Origin of the sequence: Gilliamella sp. B2923, assembly GCF_026536565.1 — a bacterium.
Lineage (GTDB): Bacteria > Pseudomonadota > Gammaproteobacteria > Enterobacterales > Orbaceae > Gilliamella.
The window spans coordinates 1-18,615 of record NZ_JAFNNZ010000004.1; the positions used below are offsets into that span (position 1 = coordinate 1).

Consider the following 18,615-nt stretch of genomic DNA (forward strand, 5'->3'; position numbering starts at 1 on the left):
CAACCGGTAACAGCGTGAGTATCACGGCGGAAAACCAAACCGACATCACGGCATTAAAAAACATCACGGTATCTTCGGGAGAAGCAATAGGGTTATTTGCCCACAAATCAGGGATGAAGGTTTTTGCCAATCAAGGGGATATCAACCTGCAAGCCCAAAATGCCAACCTGAATATGGCCGCAAAACAAGATATCCACATTGACAGTGTTGACGGCAAACTGACCATTACTGCCAGCAAAGAGCTAACCCTAATCTGTGGCGGCTCGTATATCAAAATCAGCAGTAAAGGCATAGAGCTAGGTACACCAGATAACGTTAAGCTTAAATGTAATGTGATGCAGAAGATGGGGCCGAAAAATATGGCCCGTAATCAATTAGCATTACCGTATATTATTGGTGATTATGCGGTTAAATTTATCTGTAAAGATGAGACCGGAAAAATCTATGCCAATGAGCGTTATATTGCTACGTTACCCGATGGTAGGAAGATACAAGGGCAAACCGATAAAAATGGATATACCCAATCATTTCATTCTACAAATGAAAATGAAACAATTACACTGGAATTAATTAGTAGGTAAGTTAATCAATATGCCAAATGAGAACACTCAAAAATGTAAAGTTTTTACAGCCCAAACAAGTAAACTTGAAAATGGAGAGGTTGCTGTTGAAGAAATTATATTAGAAAACGTACCGATACCTCTATTTGTGCTATTTGCTTATGGAGGAGGGGGTGCTGAGGAATTTTTAAGAGCTGCCGAATTTAAAAAACAACGATTAGAGTTTAAATACCCGGATGCGGAAGTGAGAATCATAAAAGGTTTTGAGCATCCACCACAATTTAAAGCTGAATGGACAAAACTATATAATGAATTAACTAACTCAGAAACAGCTTGTAAATATGCTTTGTGGCAAGTTCATTATTTTGGGCATGGTAAAGAGGAACATTTGATTTTTAGGAATGAGGCAACAATTTGTTTTGACGAAAATGATAATATGGAGCGTTTACCCTGGCACCCAAATGAGGGTATTTTTGTCTTACACTCTTGTCGGGGTGCCGCTTATGAAGATACGCTAAATAAAGAAAAAATAAATAATCAAATTTGTTTAGCGAAAACCATATCACAAAAACAAGAAACTCGTTGTTTAGGGCAAGTGACTTATGCTAGTTTTACTCGAATTGAGTTGCCTTCTTATTGTGGTAGTGATGTTTATTATGATGTACATGACGATGGTGTCATTTCAGAAATGTCAAAAAAAGAAGTTTATGATTCAATTAATGAACAAATAAAATATAAATCTAATCCTGTTAAAAATTGGGTTGATGATTTTAAACATAAACCGTCGGTGTTATGGGGTTATGCTTCTCTAGGATTGTGGGTTGGAGGTAGAATTGTAAAATTAAAAGACGACTATGAAAAGTATGTCAAAGAAAATAAGTTAGATTTACCAAGGTCATATCCAATTTATGAAGAAATACAAAAACTTGGAAATAAAAATCAAATTCTACCATGCCGAGTATTTAATAAGGGGAAGTTAGAAGATCGTATTGTCGAAGTAGATGTCTTTAATCAAAATGATTTGGAGTATAATTAATGAGTAGTTTGAATCAAATAGCAAAAATGGTATCGAAAAAGTTAATATCCATTGAAATTATTTTTTGTTTTGCTATTGGTCTAGCTTATTTTTATGCCGATAATTTACATCGTGAACTTATTCACCAGCAAGATTTATCTATGGACTTTACAATTTACCCTTCAACCATTCCTGAAAATCAATTATTACGTATAGACGAAGCTAAAAAGCTGTATGAATCAGCATTTGATGATGGCGTATATTACGGAGTAATTTATCCAGAAAAGTTAATAAAATTTCTAAAGCATGCCTGGCAATGGGATAAAAATGCCATGCCATATTACTATAAACTTCTTGGTTGGAAAGACTTTTATGATGAAAGAGGAAAAGAGGACGGTATTATGATGTCCTTTGATGAGTTTATGCGCAAATATCGGGATCAGATAGTTGATAGTGCAGGTAATCCATTAGTAGAGCCAATAGTGTTTAAAAATGTTGAAATGAGAGGTTATTTATGGGATAAGTTTGCTGATTTAAAATATCCTTATTTTGCTTATCGTAAGTCTTATAGTTATGCGCCTCGTTGGTTTGATGAACAAGGAATGATGCCACCAAGTACCGATGAGCAATTAGAAAAAAGTATTGAGTATTTAAACTATGCGATTGAAGGTGGCTATCATTGTTACGAAGCTTTGACTGCTCGAATATTATTTCAAGAAGGGGAACACTATAAAGATCAGAAATATGAACAGCTGAATAAATTAACCGAATACCGCAGTACATTAAAAGTAGAAGATTTAAAACAGGCAATAGATTATGCACAGCTAATGGCAGAGCATAGCTCAATTATAGGCATATTGCGCATGACTGAAGCGTATTTCTATGGATTAGGGCGGGAGCAAGATCCGGTTAAAGCCTATGCCTGGTCGCTGTTAAGTGATTATGCAAAACAAAAAATTATCGAGATAGGTAACAATTTCGCGTGGGATGCAGAGCAACTCCCACCGGTTTGGGAATATAACAAAGAAATCCAAAATCGTTTGGAACAAATGCTTACCTTAACCGAAAAACAAGCGGCATTAGACTATTTGGAAACACTGAAAACCAAAGTGGTCACTTGGAATTATAATAAATGGCGCAAACAAATAGATGATTTTCACCCTAAACCGTAATTTATTTGACTATATTGCAGTGAGTAAAATTTGAGGTTGAATAATAGAGATTAATCTGGATAGAGTGAGTTTTAGTGCAGGGAATAGCGTGTGAAGAATAGCAAATTGAAACGTTCAACGTTCAAAATAGTCATGTTAGCCATGAGTGTGATAATGGTTATTAGCCTTTATCAATTCTATTTTAATCAATCATCCGATAGACAAGTCAATTTTGGTTTTGTCGAATCCGAAAACTTACCTATGGACTTTACAATTTACCCTTCAACCATTCCTGAAAATCAATTATTACGCATAGATGAGGCTAAAAAGCTTTATCATTCAGCATTTGACGATCAAGTATTTCATGCGGTAGTTAGTCCGGACAACTTAGTCAAGTTTTTAAAACATGCCTGGCAATGGGATAAAAATGCCATGCCGTATTATTACTCTCTCCTTACTTGGCATAAATTCTTTGATGAAGATTATAAAGAAGAAGGGATGATCTCATTTATAGAATTTATGGATAAGTATCGGGATCAGTTAGTGGATAGTGCAGGTAAACCGTTAGTTGAACCAGCGGTGTTTAAAAGTTCTCAAATAAAATGGTATTTAATGGATCGGTTTGCCGATTTAAAATATCCCTATTTTGCCTACGAAAAAGGTTGGGGAATGGGTTTTTGTGGGTATGATGAACAAGGTATGGCACGCCCCTGTCCAGATGAGCGATTAGAAAAAAGTATTGAGTATTTTAATTACGCCATTGAAGGTGGCTATCATTGTTATGAAGATTTGATTGCGCGAATGTTATTTCAACAAGCAGCTCACTATAAAGATCAAAAATATGAACAGCTGAATAAATTAACCGAATACCGCAGTACATTAAAAGTAGAAGATTTAAAACAGGCAATAGATTATGCGCAGCTAATGGCAGAGCATAGCTCAATTATAGGCATATTGCGCATGACTGAAGCGTATTTCTATGGATTAGGACGGGAGCAAGATTTGATTAAAGCCTATGCCTGGTCGCTGTTAAGTGATTATGCAAAACAAAAAATTATCGAGATAGGCAATAATTTCGCGTGGGATGCAGAGCAACTACCACCGGTTTGGGAATATAACAAAGAAATCCAAAATCGTTTGGAGCAAATGCTTACCTTAACCGAAAAACAAGCGGCTTTAGACTATTTGGAAACACTGAAAACCAAAGTGGTCACTTGGAATTATAATAAATGGTGCGATCAGATAGATGATTTTCATCCTAAACCGTAATTTATTTGACTATATTGCAGTGAGTAAAATTTAAGGTTGAATAATAGAGATTAATCTGGATAGAGTGAGTTTTAGTGCAGGGAATAGCGTGTGAAGAATAGCAAATTGAAACGTTCAACGTTCAAAATAGTCATGTTAGCCATGAGCGTGATAATGGTTATTAGCCTTTATCAATTCTATTTTAATCAATCATCCGATAGACAAGTCGATTTTGGTTTTGTTGAATCCGAAAACTTACCTATGGACTTTACAATTTACCCTTCAACCATTCCTGAAAATCAATTATTACGTATAGACGAAGCTAAAAAGCTGTATGAATCAGCATTTGACGATCAAGTATTTTATGCGGTAGTTAGTCCGGACAACTTAGTCAAGTTTTTAAAACATGCCTGGCAATGGGATAAAAATGCCATGCCGTATTATTACTCTCTCCTTAATTGGCATAAATTCTATGATGAAGATTACAAAGAAGAAGGGATGATCTCATTTATAGAATTTATGGATAAGTATCGGGATCAGTTAGTGGATAGTGCAGGTAAACCGTTAGTTGAACCAGCGGTGTTTAAAAGTTCTCAAATAAAATGGTATTTAATGGATCGGTTTGCCGATTTAAAATATCCCTATTTCGCCTTTAAAAAAGGTTGGCAAATGGGTTTTTGTGGGTATGATGAACAAGGTATGGCACGCCCCTGTCCAGATGAGCGATTAGAAAAAAGTATTGAGTATTTTAATTACGCCATTGAAGGTGGCTATCATTGCTACGAAAATTTGATAGGCAGTATGTTATTTCAACAAGCAGCTCACTATAAAGATCAAAAATATGAACAGCTGAATAAATTAACCGAATACCGCAGCACATTAAAAGTAGAAGATTTAAAACAGGCAATAGATTATGCGCAGCTAATGGCAGCGCATAGCTCAATTATAGGCATATTGCGCATGACTGAAGCGTATTTCTATGGATTAGGGCGGGAGCAAGATTTGATTAAAGCCTATGCCTGGTCGCTGTTAAGTGATTATGCAAAACAAAAAATTATCGAGATAGACAATAATTTAGCGTGGCATGCTTATCAACTCCCACCGGTTTGGGAATATAACAAAGAAATCCAAAATCGTTTAGAACAAATGCTTACCCCAACCGAAAAACAAGCGGCTTTAGACTATTTGGAAACGCTGAAAACCAAAATTGTAACTTGGGATTACAATGAATGGCGAGATCAGATAGATGATTTTCACCCTAAACCCTAGTTTGATTAAAAATCTTGATAAACCTGCTTTAATCAATGATGAAAGCTAATTATGATTCATTGATGTTTAATCGGACAGAATTTGAAGATATAGCTAAATATAAAGACGATAAACAGCTAGGAACAGTGATTGTATCGCTTGATCATATGCCAAGTATTGAAAACACCGAAGATGTGAAAACAATCAATCGTATTGATTTAAGATTGCGTGATGCTGATTTATTACCAATAAGAAGTTATTTATAGTAAGCCAATATGAAAAAACAATTAACTATTGAGATGTATTTTAAACCTGAAGCCTATTTACCACTCTCTGTGTGTATTGCGCAAATTGAACAGATATTAAAAATCCAGCATTACTATCTTCATAAAAGTGAAAATTGGTACTTATGTGGTGTTTCTAAGAAAAAAGTCATCTATTTACCAGCTATTTGATAAAAATGGCGTAACTAAAGTTGGATTGGAAAAAATAACTCAAAAATATAAGAAAAATAAGAATTCTTTTAGTGGATCTATTTGGGATAAAAATACTGAAGAGGCAGCTCTATGTTATTTTATATATGAGAAACTTTTAGAGAAAAGATTTTTCCTTAAAATTGAATTAGATTTCAAAATAGATATTAGGATTACTAAATCTCAAACAGTCACTGAGTTCATTTTAGCCTTAGTTCAGAAATTTAATAGTGCCTATATTATAGTTAATGGAAATTATTTACCCCGAAAAGCTGTTTTTCCCGACAGACTATCAGCAGGCTGGATGATATATCTACCCAAGGCTCAATTAACGCACGAAATAGTACCCGAATCGTCGGATGTGGTAAGTGTCAAAAACGAGGAAGGACTGGTAACCGGAACGCTAGTGGTAACGTTGCCCCATTTTTTTGATAAAGAAAATGCAGATGATATTAAAGCGGTGAATCGGGTTGATATTCGGCTACGTGAGTTGGATCTATTGCCATTGTATACAGACATGTAAACTATTTTATGGAGGATTGGTATTTAAAAAAATACCATAATTACAATGAGAAAATTAATATTTAAAAGATTATGCATCGTTTTTTCAGTCTGTTTTTTATTGATAGGTTGTGTTATCACCCCTGTCATTATAACACCGAATGAATTACCAAAAGGAATTAGAGGTAAAAATTATTATGCGCCGATTAATGTTGAAGGAGGCTCTGGACCACTTTCATTTTGGACGAGAATTTATCCCGAAAACTCTGGATTAGAAATAATATTACGTGAAATAGAAGGTAGGGTTGAAAGACGTAATTATATAGCAGTGACAGGAATCCCAAAAATCACAGGTGATATTGAGGTTGTTATTGAAGGGGATATGACTCCGACTTACTGGAATATCACGCCTGGTCATTTTAAAAAAATTTATATTATTCATGTAGCAGATTCAGAAGAATAATATTTCATCAATGATATTTTTTAAATATTGTTGAATAGGGAACCACTTTAGGTATCATTTTTGTAATGATAATATTTGTTATCTGTTTCGATAAAATGCTGTTGTCATTTTTTCATCGGCAATAAGGTTGCGATAAAGAAAATAACAAAATAGTTAACATTATTTTGGTAAAGTTATTTTTTTGAGCAGATAGATATGACATTAACATTGAGTAGGTTTTTGAACCATAATTTTGCAGGAATGGTATTTAAAAAGATACCATAATAACAATGAGAAAATTAAAATTTAAAAGATTATGTATCGTTTTTTCAGTCTGTTTTTTATTGATAGGTTGTATCGTCGCCCCGAAAGTAATGATAACGCCTCATGAGCTACCGAAAGCTGTTATAGGTAAAAATTATTATACTACGATTAACATTCGAGGCGGTTCTGGACCAATTTTAGAAAGAGGATTTTTGAGGGAAATTTATCCAAAAAATTCTGGTTTAGAAATTATATTCCCTGAAATAAATGGTTATGTTGAATATAATTATTTAGCAGTGAAAGGCATTCCCAAAATAACAGGTGATATTAAAGTTGTTATTAAAGGAAAGATGTCTTCTGCTTTCTGGTATGTGCCAGCCTCTTATTTTGAAGAAAGTTACACTATTCAAGTCTCAGAGGCAGAAGAATAATATTTCATCGATTATGATAGTAAATGTGATTAGCATAACCTATATTAAACCGTTTGATATGCGGTACGGGTCGAATTGAGCCAATTTAAAAAAAAACGATTTAATTAAATCATTTTTTAATAAAAATAGTGTAATAAAAAATGTGGATTATGTATTTTTATGAAATGAAATTGATGGTATCTAAAAATTAAATTTAAGGTATTAATCGATAACTTAAACCCCATTTATTATGACTGTAAATCTTTTTTTGCCAATAAAAATCACATCGATATAAATAAAACTAGTAATAGTTAGCTAAATATGGTATAAAGCCTGCGCTACTTTCCAGATTATTTTTTAGCAAAATGATTATGGATTATAAGCACAAATTTTAAAATTTAATTAACGTTATAACACACACATATCATTACTCTTTTCCGGGGTGCCTTGTACTTTAAGTAATAAGGTCGGATAAAGCGGATATGTGGAGGCATAACCCCAACGTCAAAATGAGGAAATCATGACTACAGTATCAATGCGCGATATGTTACAAGCGGGTGTACACTTTGGACACCAAACTCGTTATTGGAACCCAAAAATGAAACCATTTATTTTTGGTGCACGCAACAAAGTTCACATCATCAATCTTGAAAAAACAGTTCCTTTATTTAATGAAGCTTTAGCTGAATTAAACAAGATTGCAGCGCGTAAAGGTAAAATTTTATTTGTTGGTACAAAACGTGCAGCTAGCGAAGCGATTAAGCAAGCGGCTGAAAGTTGTGGCCAATACTATGTTAATCACCGCTGGTTAGGTGGTATGTTGACTAACTGGAAAACAGTTCGTCAATCAATCAAACGTCTAAAAGATTTAGAAACACAAGCTAGTGATGGTACATTTGACAAATTAACCAAAAAAGAAGCACTAATGCGTGCTCGTGAAATGGCGAAATTAGAAAATAGCTTGGGTGGAATTAAAAACATGGGTGGCTTGCCCGATGTGATTTTTGTAATTGGTGCAGACCATGAACATATCGCAATCAAAGAAGCTAACAATCTAGGTATTCCAGTCATTGCTGTTGTTGATACTAACTCAGATCCAGATGGTATTGATTATATCGTTCCTGGTAATGATGATGCTATTCGTGCAATTCAATTATATGCAAATGCAGTTGCTGAAGCTGTTCGTTCTGGTCGTGAGCAAAACCAATCTCCAGTATCAGAAGAAAGCTTCGTTGAAGAAGTACCAGCAGCTGAGTAATAAACTCAAATATTTTCAGGGTCGATAATAAAATCAATCGACCCATTCTAATGAAAATCATCATAACGGTTAAATAGAGGATTAAAAAATGGCTGAAGTTACCGCTTCTATGGTAAAAGAACTGCGTGAAAGAACAGGCGCAGGCATGATGGAATGTAAAAAAGCATTAGTTGAAGCTAATGGCGATATCGATCTTGCTATCGATAATATGCGTAAATCAGGTCAAGCAAAAGCAGCTAAAAAAGCTGGTCGTGTTGCTGCTGAAGGTGTGATTATTTCTAAAATTTCTGCTGATAAAAAATCAGGTGTTATTCTAGAAATCAACTGTGAAACTGACTTTGTTGCTAAAGATGCAGGTTTTATCGCATTTAGTGAAAAAGTAGCAACTGCGGCATTAAATGATCACATTACTGATCTTGCTGCTTTACAAGCAAAATTTGAAGAAGAGCGTACTGCTTTAGTTGCTAAAATTGGTGAAAATATCGGTATTCGTCGTGTTCAAGAGATCACTGGTGATGTTGTTGGTAGTTACCAACACGGTGCACGTATCGGTGTATTAGTTGCGGCAAACAGTGGCTGTGATGAAGAATTAGTGAAACATATTGCAATGCACATCGCTGCAAGCAAACCAGAATATGTTGATCCAAGTGATGTTCCGGCTGATGTTGTTGAACATGAACGTAATATTCAAATCGATATTGCAATGCAGTCAGGTAAACCACGTGAAATCGCAGAAAAAATGGTTGAAGGTCGTATGCGTAAATTCACTGGTGAAGTATCACTTACTGGTCAACCATTTGTTATGGATCCAAGCAAAACTGTTGGTGATTTACTTGCAGAGAAAAAAGCGACAATTGCTACATTTATCCGCTTTGAAGTGGGTGAAGGCATCGAAAAAGTCGAAGTTGATTTTGCAGCTGAAGTTGCTGCGATGTCGAAACAATCTTAATTGTTTTATCTAAGCCGCCGTAAGGCGGTTTTGTTTATCTACAAAATATTTTAAAATAGTTACCCGCTAGTTATTCTAGCTAATTAGGTAATTAAATAACGAAATAGTGAGACTTCATATGGTAACCCCTTTCTATAAACGTATTCTTCTTAAACTCAGTGGCGAAGCACTACAAGGCGATGAAGGTTTTGGTATTGATCCAACCGTTCTTGACCGCATGGCGCAAGAAATCAAAGAACTTATCGAAATGAATGTTCAAGTTGCTGTTGTTATTGGGGGCGGTAATCTATTTCGTGGTGCAGGCCTTGCTAAAGCGGGTATGAATCGTGTCGTTGGTGATCACATGGGAATGTTAGCAACGGTGATGAATGGACTTGCCATGCGTGATGCGCTGCATCGAATTGAAGTTAATGCACGTTTAATGTCGGCAATTCCATTAAATGGTGTGTGTGATGACTACCGTTGGACTGAAGCAATTAGCTTACTTCGCCATGGTAAAGTCGTTATTCTTTCTGCCGGGACAGGTAACCCATTTTTTACAACTGATTCTGCCGCTTGCTTACGTGGTATCGAGATTGAAGCAGATGTTGTTTTAAAAGCAACCAAAGTTGATGGGGTATATTCAGCCGATCCTGTTAAAGATCCTAATGCAACACTATATAAAACATTAAATTATGAAAAAGTGTTAGATGATGAATTAAAAGTCATGGATTTAGCAGCGTTTACTTTAGCTCGTGATCATAACCTGCCTATTTGTGTATTTAATATGAATAAACCAGGAGCATTACGCCGAGTCATCTTAGGTGAACAAGAAGGAACATTAATTAATAATCAGGCTACAGTTAGCTGTTAGTCATCTTTATTTTAAATAAGGTTTTTATTATGTTAAACGAGATTCAAAAAGAAGCGCAAGCGCGCATGGAAAAAAGTATTGAGGCGTTTCAAAATCATATTTCTAAAGTTAGAACCGGGCGTGCTTCACCAAGCTTATTAGACGGAATTATGGTTGAATACTATGGTAGCCCAACACCACTACGTCAATTAGCTAATGTTGTTGCTGAAGATGCAAGAACGCTGGCTATTACGGTGTTTGATAAATCATTAACGCCAATGATTGAAAAAGCAATTTTAACTTCTGATTTAGGGCTTAACCCTGCTTCAGCCGGGACAGTTATTCGAGTACCTCTTCCACCGTTAACTGAAGAACGTCGCCGTGATTTAACTAAAATAGTTCGTAATGAAGCAGAACAAGGTCGTGTGTCAATTCGTAATATTCGTCGTGATGCCAACGATCAAATCAAAGCTTTGTTAAAAGATAAAGAAATCTCAGAAGATGATGAACGTAAATCACAAGATTTAATTCAAAAAGCAACAGATGCAGCTATCAAAAAATTAGATGCAGTGCTTGCAGATAAAGAAAAAGAGTTAATGGAATTTTAATCTCTTGTCTAAAAAGCCTAGTTGATAAAACTAGGCTTTTTGATTTTTTACCTATCAATTATCAATCATTTCATTATCGCTAAAAAATACAAAATATTAGTTTTATCCGTTAGCGAGTAGATCAAAAATAAAAAATCACTCAATAAACAGCTATCCTTCTATTTAAGCGGTATAAAGTCTAACTGAGTTTATCTATAGTTGATCAATACAAATAATGCGCTTGTGCACAATTAAAAGGTAAAAGATTCTATTTGTATTAGTGCATTATTTGCCACTAAAGTTAATCAAGTTTGTCAAAATCATGGTTTCCAAGTTGATTTAGTGAATCACGTATCATAACTTCAATTAATAGGTAATGTTAAATTGCGCATTGCTTAGCTTTTTCATACCAATCACTTCAATTTGATTTAATTGTTTAAGTTTATTAAATAGTTTATTAAATAGTTTATTAAATAGTTTAGTAAATAGTTTAGTAAATAGTTTAGTAAATAGTTTAGTAAATAGTTTAGTTTTTAATTATCAAAATTTAAGTATATAATGTTACGGAAATAACATTATAGGGCTATATATGTTATTTTTATAACATTACTAACATTTACTAAAGACTATTATTTACTAGACATTACTAAACACAATTAAAGGACATCATTATGGATTATGCAAAGTATATTGATCATACTTTACTGGCGATGAATGCCACAGAAGATCAAATACGTAAACTTTGTGAAGAAGCAAAGCAGTATCATTTCTATTCTGTATGTGTTAATTCAGGCTATGTGCCTTTAGTCGCTAGCTTGCTTAAAGGTAGCGATGTAAAGGTTTGTTCAGTCGTTGGCTTTCCTTTAGGTGCTATGCTGACTTCTGCTAAAGCATTTGAGACTGAAATGGCAGTCAAAGCTGGCGCAGAAGAGATCGATATGGTTATCAATGTCGGCTGGCTAAAAAGCAATGATTTAACGGCGGTTAAAGAAGATATTCAAGCAGTATTTAATGCTTGTGGTTCAGTGCCGTTAAAAGTTATTTTAGAAACTTGCTTATTAACTAAAGAAGAAATCGTTACAGTTTGTACAATTTGTAAAGAAATTGGCGTTGCTTTTGTTAAAACTTCAACCGGTTTTAGCTTATCAGGGGCAACAGTTGAAGATGTTAAATTGATGCGCGAAACAGTCGGTGATAAAATGGGTGTTAAAGCATCAGGTGGCATTAGAGATCGTCAAACTGCTGAAAAAATGGTTCAAGCTGGTGCAACACGGTTAGGCGCTAGTGCTGGTATTGCAATTGTATCAGGCGATAAAGCATCATCTAGCGGCTATTAATTTATCCTTTTATAAGCTACTGTATAGTAGCTTATTGCTATTTATGGAATGGCAATGGAAACGCAACCGCAAAAAAGAGTTAATGCACTTATTGAGCAATTAAAAACTACCGATAAAATTCATTTAAAGCAAGCAGCGCAAATGCTTGCTGTTTCTGAAATGACGATTCGTCGAGATCTTAGCAATCAATCATCATGTTTAGCTGTTTTAGGCGGTTATGTTGTTAACCAAGCACGCCATACCATATCGCAATATTTTGTTTCAGATCAAAAAGATAAACATGTAGATGAAAAGCGTTATATTGGCAAACTAGTTAGTCAATTTGTTGATGAGAACGATACTATTTTTTTTGATTGCGGTACAACCATGCAATTTATCATTGATGAAATTAGTGATGATATTGCCTTTACTGCAATCTGCTATTCACTCAATGCCTTTCTAGCGTTACAAAACAAACCAAAATGTAAAATCATTTTATGCGGTGGGCAGTATCAGCTTAATAATGCAATTTTTACCAATATTAGTTCCCATAATCCGCTCGATTTCATCTGTCCAAATAAAGCTTTTATTTCGGCAGCGGGTATTGATCTCACTCAAGGTGCAACTTGTTACCATTTTGATGAACTGAATATGAAGCATCAGGCGATGAAAAAATCTAATCAAAATATTTTAATTGCCGATCATACTAAGTTTAATCAAGTTAAACCGGCTTTTATTTGTAACCTTGATCAGTTTAATTTGGTGATGACCGATAGAGCACCGGATTTAGGCTACGTCGCTTACTTTGAAGAAAATAACATTGGTTTAATTTATTAATTATGAAAAATATCGCAATTTTAGGTTCAACAGGATCGATCGGCTGTAGCACGTTAGCCGTCATTCGGCAAAATCCAACTTTATATAAAGCTTATGTGCTAGTAGGTGGCGCTAATGTTGCAAAAATGACAGAGCAGTGTCAGGAGTTTAAACCAAAATATGTTGCTATGGCGAGCAAACAAGCAGCGCAGCAGCTTAAAGCAAATTTAGCTAACCTAAAATTGAATATAGAAGTACTGAGTGGTGAGCAAGCTATGTGTGATTTAGCACAGCTTCCCGAAGTTAACCAGGTTATGGCTGCAATTGTTGGTGCTGCGGGATTAAGGCCGACTCTTGCTGCAATTAAAAAAGGTAAACGCATTTTACTCGCTAATAAAGAGTCATTAGTCACTTGTGGGCATTTATTTATGCAAGCGGTGAAACAATATGGCGCCGAGCTACTGCCGGTCGATAGTGAACATAATGCGATCTTTCAAAGTTTACCTACCGCAGTGCAGCATGATCTAGGGTTTGCTAATCTGACTGATCATGGTATCGCCAAAATTGTGTTAACCGGATCTGGCGGACCTTTTCGTGAGCTACCGTTAAATCAATTAACTTCAGTCACACCTGCGCAAGCGACTTTACATCCTAACTGGTCAATGGGTAGAAAGATTTCAGTTGATTCGGCAACGATGATGAATAAAGGCTTGGAATATATTGAAGCTCGTTGGTTGTTTAATGCTAGTTTTGAGCAAATGGAGATTATTGTACATCCTCAATCGATTATTCACTCAATGGTTCGTTATCTAGATGGCAGTATTATTGCAGAATTAGGCGTACCAGATATGTGTACGCCAATTGCTTATTCAATGTCTTATCCATTACGTATTTCATCCGGTGTACCTGCTTTAGATTTTACTCAAATCTCATCATTAACCTTCAATCAACCCGATTTTATTCGCTATCCATGCTTAAAATTAGCCATTGAGGCTTGTGGTGAAGGGCAAGCGGCAACAACAGCGCTTAACGCTGCCAATGAAGTGGCGGTTGAAGCATTTTTACAGCATAAAATTGGTTTTATGGATATTGCCAAACAGGTTGCAACCACGTTAGATCAACTTAATTTTCCGGAACCTGCCACTATTGATGATGTGTTCATTATTGATGCATGGGCTAGAGCACAATGTAGCAAACAGATAGTTTAAATGGCATTAAAGCGTTTTATACACTCGGCATGGCGTGCCCATGGCAACGACATTTGAAGGAATATCTCGATCCACAATACTGCCAGCTGCAATAACCGTATTATCGCCGATAGTCACATTGGGTAGTACAATTACGTTACCACCAATCCAAACGTTATTACCGATCGTAATCGGTTTGGCAAACTCAAGCCCACTGTTGCGTATTTGGCTATCAAGTGGGTGACCTGAGGTATAAAAACCGCAATTGGGTGCGACAAGGACATTATCTCCGAATGTAATTTTGGCCGCATCAAGCATGATGCAGTTAAAATTAGCAAAAAAATTCTCTCCAATTTCAATATTGTAGCCATAATCACATTGAAAACCGGGCATAATTGTAAATAGCTTTCCTGTTTTTCCTAACAGGGTTTGAAATAATCGTTGTCGCTGCTCTTCAACCAGTGGTGATAGTTGATTAATTTGAAAGCAGAGATCTTGCGCATAAAGCCGTTCTTTATCCAGTAAATTGATACAGGGATCGTATAACAAACCGGCGAGCATCTTTTCTTTTTCTGTCATTAAATTATGCCATTTGTTTAGCGGTTAAGGCTGGATTGTCGCCAATAAATGATTGTAAAAATGCGCTATCGGGTAGCGCCGTCAACGCCCCTTTTTTGGTTGTTGCTAATGCACCACAGGCACTGGCGATAGTCATCATGCTTTCTAGCATTAATTTATCTTCGGGCATTCCTGATGAAGCTATGCTACTTAACAATCCTGACACAAAAGCATCCCCAGCCCCCGTTGTATCAATACTATTGACATGATAGGAATCAAAAGAAAATCGTTTACCTTGCCATATAACAATACTGCCATCTTTTCCTTTAGTTATTAACTTAAGCGGAGCATTATAATGCTGTGTTAATTTATTTAAGGCATGATGCCAATCATCACTTTCTGTTAACCAAAATAGCTCTTCATCAGACAGTTTAAGGATATCGGCATCATGGCAAAATTGCGTAATAACCGTGCGCATTTCGTCTTTATCTTGCCACATCTGTTCGCGCAAATTAATATCAAAGCTAATCAACCCATTTTTGGCCGTCAGATCTTCAATTGCAGTTTTTAGCGTTTGCCGGCAGGTATGCCCCACCAGTGCAAGAGAACAAAAATGTAAGATATCTTGATTAAAATTAGGCAATGCTTGTTTTGATAAAAATTGATCGGCCGAAGGAGAGACTAAAAAAGTAAAGCTACGTTCGCCATTATCACCCAAATCTACAACAACAGTACTAGTTCTATGATTATCGTCTTTTTCAAGGCTTTGACAGTCAACATGGTATTGTTTGAATGTCTTTTCCATAAAATGACCAAATGGATCGTTACCGACTCGGCCAATAAACGCTGAAGGAAGTCCCAATTTAGCAACACCAATAGCAACATTAGCCGGCGCACCACCAGCGCAAGCTTGATAATTCATATCGCCAAATGGCAATAAATCTATAACGGCATCCCCAAGCGACCAGACTTTTGTGTTATTCATTTAATTACTCTATATAATATATGGTTAATTTGGTTGAAAATTTATTACTGTGTTGGCAATTTGTTGTTTAATTTAGCCAATTAGGTATAGATTAGACTTTGTTTAACAATTAGTCATTAACAATAGACTAAATGATTTCTAAAAAAATTCATTGTTAACGTTAAAAATATGTGATTAACATCACATATTTTACTGTTTATTTTGCCTATAGTTAACGTTAACAATTAAATTGATGTACCATGTTATTATATTAATCATATATAGGATGAACAAAGGGGATTTTATGTCTACTGCTATTGATAAAGCTAATCAAGCTATTAAAAAATTAGAAAGTAAAATGAACAAACAGTATTATCCGCATTTTCATTTGGCGCCACAAGCGGGTTGGATGAATGATCCTAATGGTTTGATTTACTTTAAAGGGCAGTATCACGCCTTTTATCAACATCATCCTTATGATGAAAATTGGGGGCCAATGCATTGGGGGCATGCAGTTAGTGATGATTTAGTAACATGGCGAAGATTACCGATTGCTATTGCTCCGGGTAATGAATATGACAAAAGTGGATGTTTTTCGGGTTCTGCTGTCGATAAAAATGGTGAACTGTGTTTGATTTATACCGGCCATATTTGGTTAAAAGGTGAAGGTAATGATGAACAAATCCGCCAAACCCAATGTCTTGCTACCAGTAAAGACGGTATTCATTTTGAAAAACAGGGCACAATTTTGACGCCAGAAGACGGCATTATGCATTTTCGAGATCCAAAAGTCTGGCAACAAGATGATCTATGGTGGATGGTCGTTGGCCAACGTGATAACAATGATGTGGGGCAAATTTTACTTTTTCGATCTCAGGATCTTAAAAAATGGCAATTCGATCATGTGCTGATCAGCGATATTGATCCCAATGTATATATGCTTGAATGCCCTGACTTTTTCCCTCTCGGCGATAAATGGATATTGATGTTTTCTCCGCAAGGTATGAAAGCTAAAGGTTATCAATATCGTAATCGATTCCAATCCGGCTATATTGTGGGTAACTGGCAACCGGGAAAAACATTCTCCGTAATTAAACCATTTCAAGAAATGGATTTTGGCCATGATTTTTATGCCCCGCAGTCGTTTCTTGCCGCTGACGGTCGCCGCATTGTTTTTGCCTGGATGGACATGTGGGAATCTGTCATGCCTAGTAAAATGGATAAATGGATGGGCGCTTTTACCCTGCCTCGTGAACTGATTTTAGATCGTCATAATAATGTTCGTAACAGACCAATTAAAGAGCTTGAAGCATTGCGTGAAAAACCGCAATCATTATCCAATATTGTATTAAATAATGAACTTAAAAATACTCGCATAAAATCAATTAGTTGTGAGTTAAAAGTTGAAATCGATTTAACGCAAAGTAATGCTGAACGTTTTGGCTTACAACTTGCGGCAACCGAAGATGGTAAGCAGGCGACGCTTTTATATGTTGATTTACAATCAAACCGTATTGTACTTGATCGCAGTCTTTCCGGGCTTGAATTAAAAGGTTATCGTAGCGTTCGTTTACCTAAAACGAAAAAATTAACTCTGCATGTGTTTGTAGATGCTTCCTCGGTTGAGGTCTTTGTTAATGGCGATCTATATAGCTTTTCAAGCCGTATTTATCCAAAATTACCGGCTCAAAGAATGATTAATCTATTTGCCGAAAATGGTCAGGCGGTAGTGACGCAATTAGATAGTTGGCAATTAAAATCGATTTATGCCTAACCAATCTTAAATCCACCACAAAAAAGTGGTGGATTTAAGATCCTGCTTATAATGACTCTCGTTGTAAAAAGGGAGATGCCACTAAGGTGGTTTTTTTCTGTGTGTTACCACCAATAATATGTAAAGCCGCTTGCTCGCCGATTTCGTAATGTGGAAGCTGTACCGTTGTTAGTGGTGGGTAGAACAATTCGCCAGTACCAACCATATTATCATAACCTAACACTGCAATATCGTTTGGAATATTAAAGCCCTGACTAAGTAAGAATTGATAGGCAACAAAAGCAATTCGATCATTGCCACAAATCAATACATCAAATTCCGGTTTATTTTTACAATGCTGTTTTAGTATTTCCACCGTCATCATATACTCTTGTGCAAGGTCATGTTGTAATAATGTGTGATAGCTAAGCATATCATCTAAATTTCGACCCGCATCTAACCATGCTTGCTCTGCTGCTTTGCGCCGAATATTGCCAGCTAATGTGTTTTCAGATAGATAGATACAAAGTGGTTTTTGATAACCTTTTTTAATAACCTGTTGCATTGCCAGATATTGACCGTTGTAATCATCAGGAATATAACAGGCAAGCTGCTCGGAATCACTGATACAGTTAGCTAATACAACATCTTTGCCCAGGAGTTTTTCAGGTAATTCTACTTTTCTAAGCCCCATTGTCGTGTAGATAATTCCGTCAGGGCGATAAGATAATAAGGTGTTAATTGCATGATCGGGCTGTTTATCATCAAACAAATTAACAATAAAGGTGTTCCAGCCATGTTGTTGAGCAGTTTTTTCAATGGCTTGTAAAAGCTCGACAGAAAATGGTGTCATTGCCGTTTCTAATGCCAAAACACCAATAGCGTGTGGGGCGGTATGATCACCGCGTATTTTACGGGCGGATAAATCCGGAACATAGTTAAGTTGCTCAATCGCCTTTTTGACTCGTTTATAAGTCTCTTTATTCAGTTTTTCCGGATTATTAATTGCACGTGATACCGTCATCAATGATACCGATGCCAACTTTGCAACATCCTTAAGTGAAACCATAGTTAAACCCTTTT

21 protein-coding genes are annotated in these 18,615 nt (G+C 35.9%); 18 read left to right on the plus strand and 3 right to left on the minus strand.

Annotated features, from left to right (window positions below):
* The 17 genes from J3U42_RS05850 to ispC form a co-directional block, all read left to right on the plus strand.
* A partial coding sequence (locus J3U42_RS05850; protein ID WP_267335931.1) for a DUF2345 domain-containing protein occupies positions 1-581 on the plus strand: 581 nt, incomplete at its 5' end.
* 10 nt (positions 582-591) lie between these two features.
* Entirely contained in the window at positions 592-1,596 is a 1,005-nt protein-coding gene (locus J3U42_RS05855; protein WP_267335932.1) for a hypothetical protein, read from the plus strand.
* Positions 1,596-2,747, plus strand: a complete 1,152-nt coding sequence (locus J3U42_RS05860) for a hypothetical protein (protein WP_267335933.1) — start codon at positions 1,596-1,598, stop codon at positions 2,745-2,747. The genes J3U42_RS05855 and J3U42_RS05860 overlap by 1 nt, the downstream gene beginning before the upstream one ends.
* A gap of 90 nt (positions 2,748-2,837) precedes the next feature.
* Positions 2,838-3,995, plus strand: coding sequence for a hypothetical protein (locus J3U42_RS05865; RefSeq protein WP_267335934.1), 1,158 nt, complete (start codon positions 2,838-2,840; stop codon positions 3,993-3,995).
* Between the two features lie 90 nt (positions 3,996-4,085).
* Positions 4,086-5,243, plus strand: coding sequence for a hypothetical protein (locus tag J3U42_RS05870; RefSeq protein WP_267335935.1), 1,158 nt, complete (start codon positions 4,086-4,088; stop codon positions 5,241-5,243).
* A gap of 62 nt (positions 5,244-5,305) precedes the next feature.
* Complete coding sequence (locus J3U42_RS05875; protein WP_267335936.1) at positions 5,306-5,488, plus strand: Imm52 family immunity protein; 183 nt, start codon at positions 5,306-5,308, stop codon at positions 5,486-5,488.
* Positions 5,489-5,497: 9 nt separating this feature from the next.
* The gene (locus J3U42_RS05880; protein ID WP_220218464.1) at positions 5,498-5,677 is read left to right on the plus strand and encodes a hypothetical protein; all 180 of its coding nucleotides are present in this window, start codon (positions 5,498-5,500) and stop codon (positions 5,675-5,677) included.
* Positions 5,637-6,218, plus strand: a complete 582-nt coding sequence (locus J3U42_RS05885; RefSeq protein ID WP_267335937.1) for an Imm52 family immunity protein — start codon at positions 5,637-5,639, stop codon at positions 6,216-6,218. The genes J3U42_RS05880 and J3U42_RS05885 overlap by 41 nt, the downstream gene beginning before the upstream one ends.
* A 45-nt stretch (positions 6,219-6,263) precedes the next feature.
* A complete protein-coding gene (locus tag J3U42_RS05890; protein WP_267335938.1) occupies positions 6,264-6,659 on the plus strand; it encodes a hypothetical protein in 396 nt (131 codons plus the stop codon).
* A gap of 269 nt (positions 6,660-6,928) precedes the next feature.
* Entirely contained in the window at positions 6,929-7,333 is a 405-nt protein-coding gene (locus J3U42_RS05895) for a hypothetical protein (protein WP_220218461.1), read from the plus strand.
* Between the two features lie 499 nt (positions 7,334-7,832).
* A complete protein-coding gene (gene rpsB, locus J3U42_RS05900; RefSeq protein WP_267335939.1) occupies positions 7,833-8,570 on the plus strand; it encodes a 30S ribosomal protein S2 in 738 nt (245 codons plus the stop codon).
* Positions 8,571-8,658: 88 nt separating this feature from the next.
* A complete protein-coding gene (gene tsf, locus J3U42_RS05905) occupies positions 8,659-9,519 on the plus strand; it encodes a translation elongation factor Ts (protein ID WP_220218459.1) in 861 nt (286 codons plus the stop codon).
* A gap of 118 nt (positions 9,520-9,637) precedes the next feature.
* Positions 9,638-10,372: a UMP kinase gene (gene pyrH / locus J3U42_RS05910; protein WP_267329434.1), complete on the plus strand. Its 735-nt coding sequence runs from the start codon at positions 9,638-9,640 to the stop codon at positions 10,370-10,372.
* Between the two features lie 29 nt (positions 10,373-10,401).
* Positions 10,402-10,959 (plus strand): ribosome recycling factor, encoded by a 558-nt coding sequence (gene frr / locus J3U42_RS05915; protein WP_220218457.1) that lies wholly within the window; start codon positions 10,402-10,404, stop codon positions 10,957-10,959.
* 650 nt (positions 10,960-11,609) lie between these two features.
* Positions 11,610-12,275 carry a deoxyribose-phosphate aldolase gene (deoC, locus tag J3U42_RS05920; protein WP_065562697.1) on the plus strand — a complete coding sequence of 222 codons (666 nt, stop codon included), beginning with the start codon at positions 11,610-11,612 and terminating at the stop codon, positions 12,273-12,275.
* A 54-nt stretch (positions 12,276-12,329) separates the two neighbouring features.
* Positions 12,330-13,091: a DNA-binding transcriptional repressor DeoR gene (gene deoR, locus J3U42_RS05925; protein ID WP_267335940.1), complete on the plus strand. Its 762-nt coding sequence runs from the start codon at positions 12,330-12,332 to the stop codon at positions 13,089-13,091.
* A 2-nt stretch (positions 13,092-13,093) separates the two neighbouring features.
* Entirely contained in the window at positions 13,094-14,278 is a 1,185-nt protein-coding gene (gene ispC, locus J3U42_RS05930; protein ID WP_267335941.1) for a 1-deoxy-D-xylulose-5-phosphate reductoisomerase, read from the plus strand.
* Between the two features lie 6 nt (positions 14,279-14,284).
* Here ispC and J3U42_RS05935 read toward each other — a convergent pair whose 3' ends face one another.
* Both J3U42_RS05935 and J3U42_RS05940 read right to left on the minus strand, forming a co-directional pair.
* Complete coding sequence (locus J3U42_RS05935; protein ID WP_267335942.1) at positions 14,285-14,836, minus strand: sugar O-acetyltransferase; 552 nt, start codon at positions 14,834-14,836, stop codon at positions 14,285-14,287.
* Between the two features lie 4 nt (positions 14,837-14,840).
* Complete coding sequence (locus tag J3U42_RS05940) at positions 14,841-15,800, minus strand: aminoimidazole riboside kinase (protein ID WP_267335943.1); 960 nt, start codon at positions 15,798-15,800, stop codon at positions 14,841-14,843.
* A gap of 283 nt (positions 15,801-16,083) precedes the next feature.
* Between J3U42_RS05940 and J3U42_RS05945 the strand changes: the two genes are divergently transcribed.
* Positions 16,084-17,553 (plus strand): glycoside hydrolase family 32 protein, encoded by a 1,470-nt coding sequence (locus J3U42_RS05945; RefSeq protein WP_267335944.1) that lies wholly within the window; start codon positions 16,084-16,086, stop codon positions 17,551-17,553.
* Positions 17,554-17,599: 46 nt separating this feature from the next.
* Here J3U42_RS05945 and J3U42_RS05950 read toward each other — a convergent pair whose 3' ends face one another.
* On the minus strand, positions 17,600-18,601 hold the full coding sequence (locus J3U42_RS05950) for a LacI family DNA-binding transcriptional regulator (RefSeq protein ID WP_267335945.1): 1,002 nt from the start codon (positions 18,599-18,601) through the stop codon (positions 17,600-17,602).
* Positions 18,602-18,615: the final 14 nt, after the last annotated feature.

Excerpts from the sequence above, each read along its gene's own strand:
- J3U42_RS05940 (WP_267335943.1), bottom strand. The coding sequence starts at position 15,800 with ATGAATAACACAAAAGTCTGGTCGCTTGGGGATGCCGTTATAGATTTA.
- J3U42_RS05895 (WP_220218461.1), top strand. The coding sequence starts at position 6,929 with ATGAGAAAATTAAAATTTAAAAGATTATGTATCGTTTTTTCAGTCTGT.
- J3U42_RS05950 (WP_267335945.1), bottom strand. The coding sequence starts at position 18,601 with ATGGTTTCACTTAAGGATGTTGCAAAGTTGGCATCGGTATCATTGATG.
- ispC (WP_267335941.1), top strand. The coding sequence starts at position 13,094 with ATGAAAAATATCGCAATTTTAGGTTCAACAGGATCGATCGGCTGTAGC.
- J3U42_RS05875 (WP_267335936.1), top strand. The coding sequence starts at position 5,306 with ATGTTTAATCGGACAGAATTTGAAGATATAGCTAAATATAAAGACGAT.
- J3U42_RS05945 (WP_267335944.1), top strand. The coding sequence starts at position 16,084 with ATGTCTACTGCTATTGATAAAGCTAATCAAGCTATTAAAAAATTAGAA.
- pyrH (WP_267329434.1), top strand. The coding sequence starts at position 9,638 with ATGGTAACCCCTTTCTATAAACGTATTCTTCTTAAACTCAGTGGCGAA.
- J3U42_RS05860 (WP_267335933.1), top strand. The coding sequence starts at position 1,596 with ATGAGTAGTTTGAATCAAATAGCAAAAATGGTATCGAAAAAGTTAATA.
- deoR (WP_267335940.1), top strand. The coding sequence starts at position 12,330 with ATGGAAACGCAACCGCAAAAAAGAGTTAATGCACTTATTGAGCAATTA.
- tsf (WP_220218459.1), top strand. The coding sequence starts at position 8,659 with ATGGCTGAAGTTACCGCTTCTATGGTAAAAGAACTGCGTGAAAGAACA.
- deoC (WP_065562697.1), top strand. The coding sequence starts at position 11,610 with ATGGATTATGCAAAGTATATTGATCATACTTTACTGGCGATGAATGCC.
- J3U42_RS05855 (WP_267335932.1), top strand. The coding sequence starts at position 592 with ATGCCAAATGAGAACACTCAAAAATGTAAAGTTTTTACAGCCCAAACA.
- rpsB (WP_267335939.1), top strand. The coding sequence starts at position 7,833 with ATGACTACAGTATCAATGCGCGATATGTTACAAGCGGGTGTACACTTT.
- J3U42_RS05880 (WP_220218464.1), top strand. The coding sequence starts at position 5,498 with ATGAAAAAACAATTAACTATTGAGATGTATTTTAAACCTGAAGCCTAT.
- J3U42_RS05935 (WP_267335942.1), bottom strand. The coding sequence starts at position 14,836 with ATGACAGAAAAAGAAAAGATGCTCGCCGGTTTGTTATACGATCCCTGT.
- frr (WP_220218457.1), top strand. The coding sequence starts at position 10,402 with ATGTTAAACGAGATTCAAAAAGAAGCGCAAGCGCGCATGGAAAAAAGT.
- J3U42_RS05890 (WP_267335938.1), top strand. The coding sequence starts at position 6,264 with ATGAGAAAATTAATATTTAAAAGATTATGCATCGTTTTTTCAGTCTGT.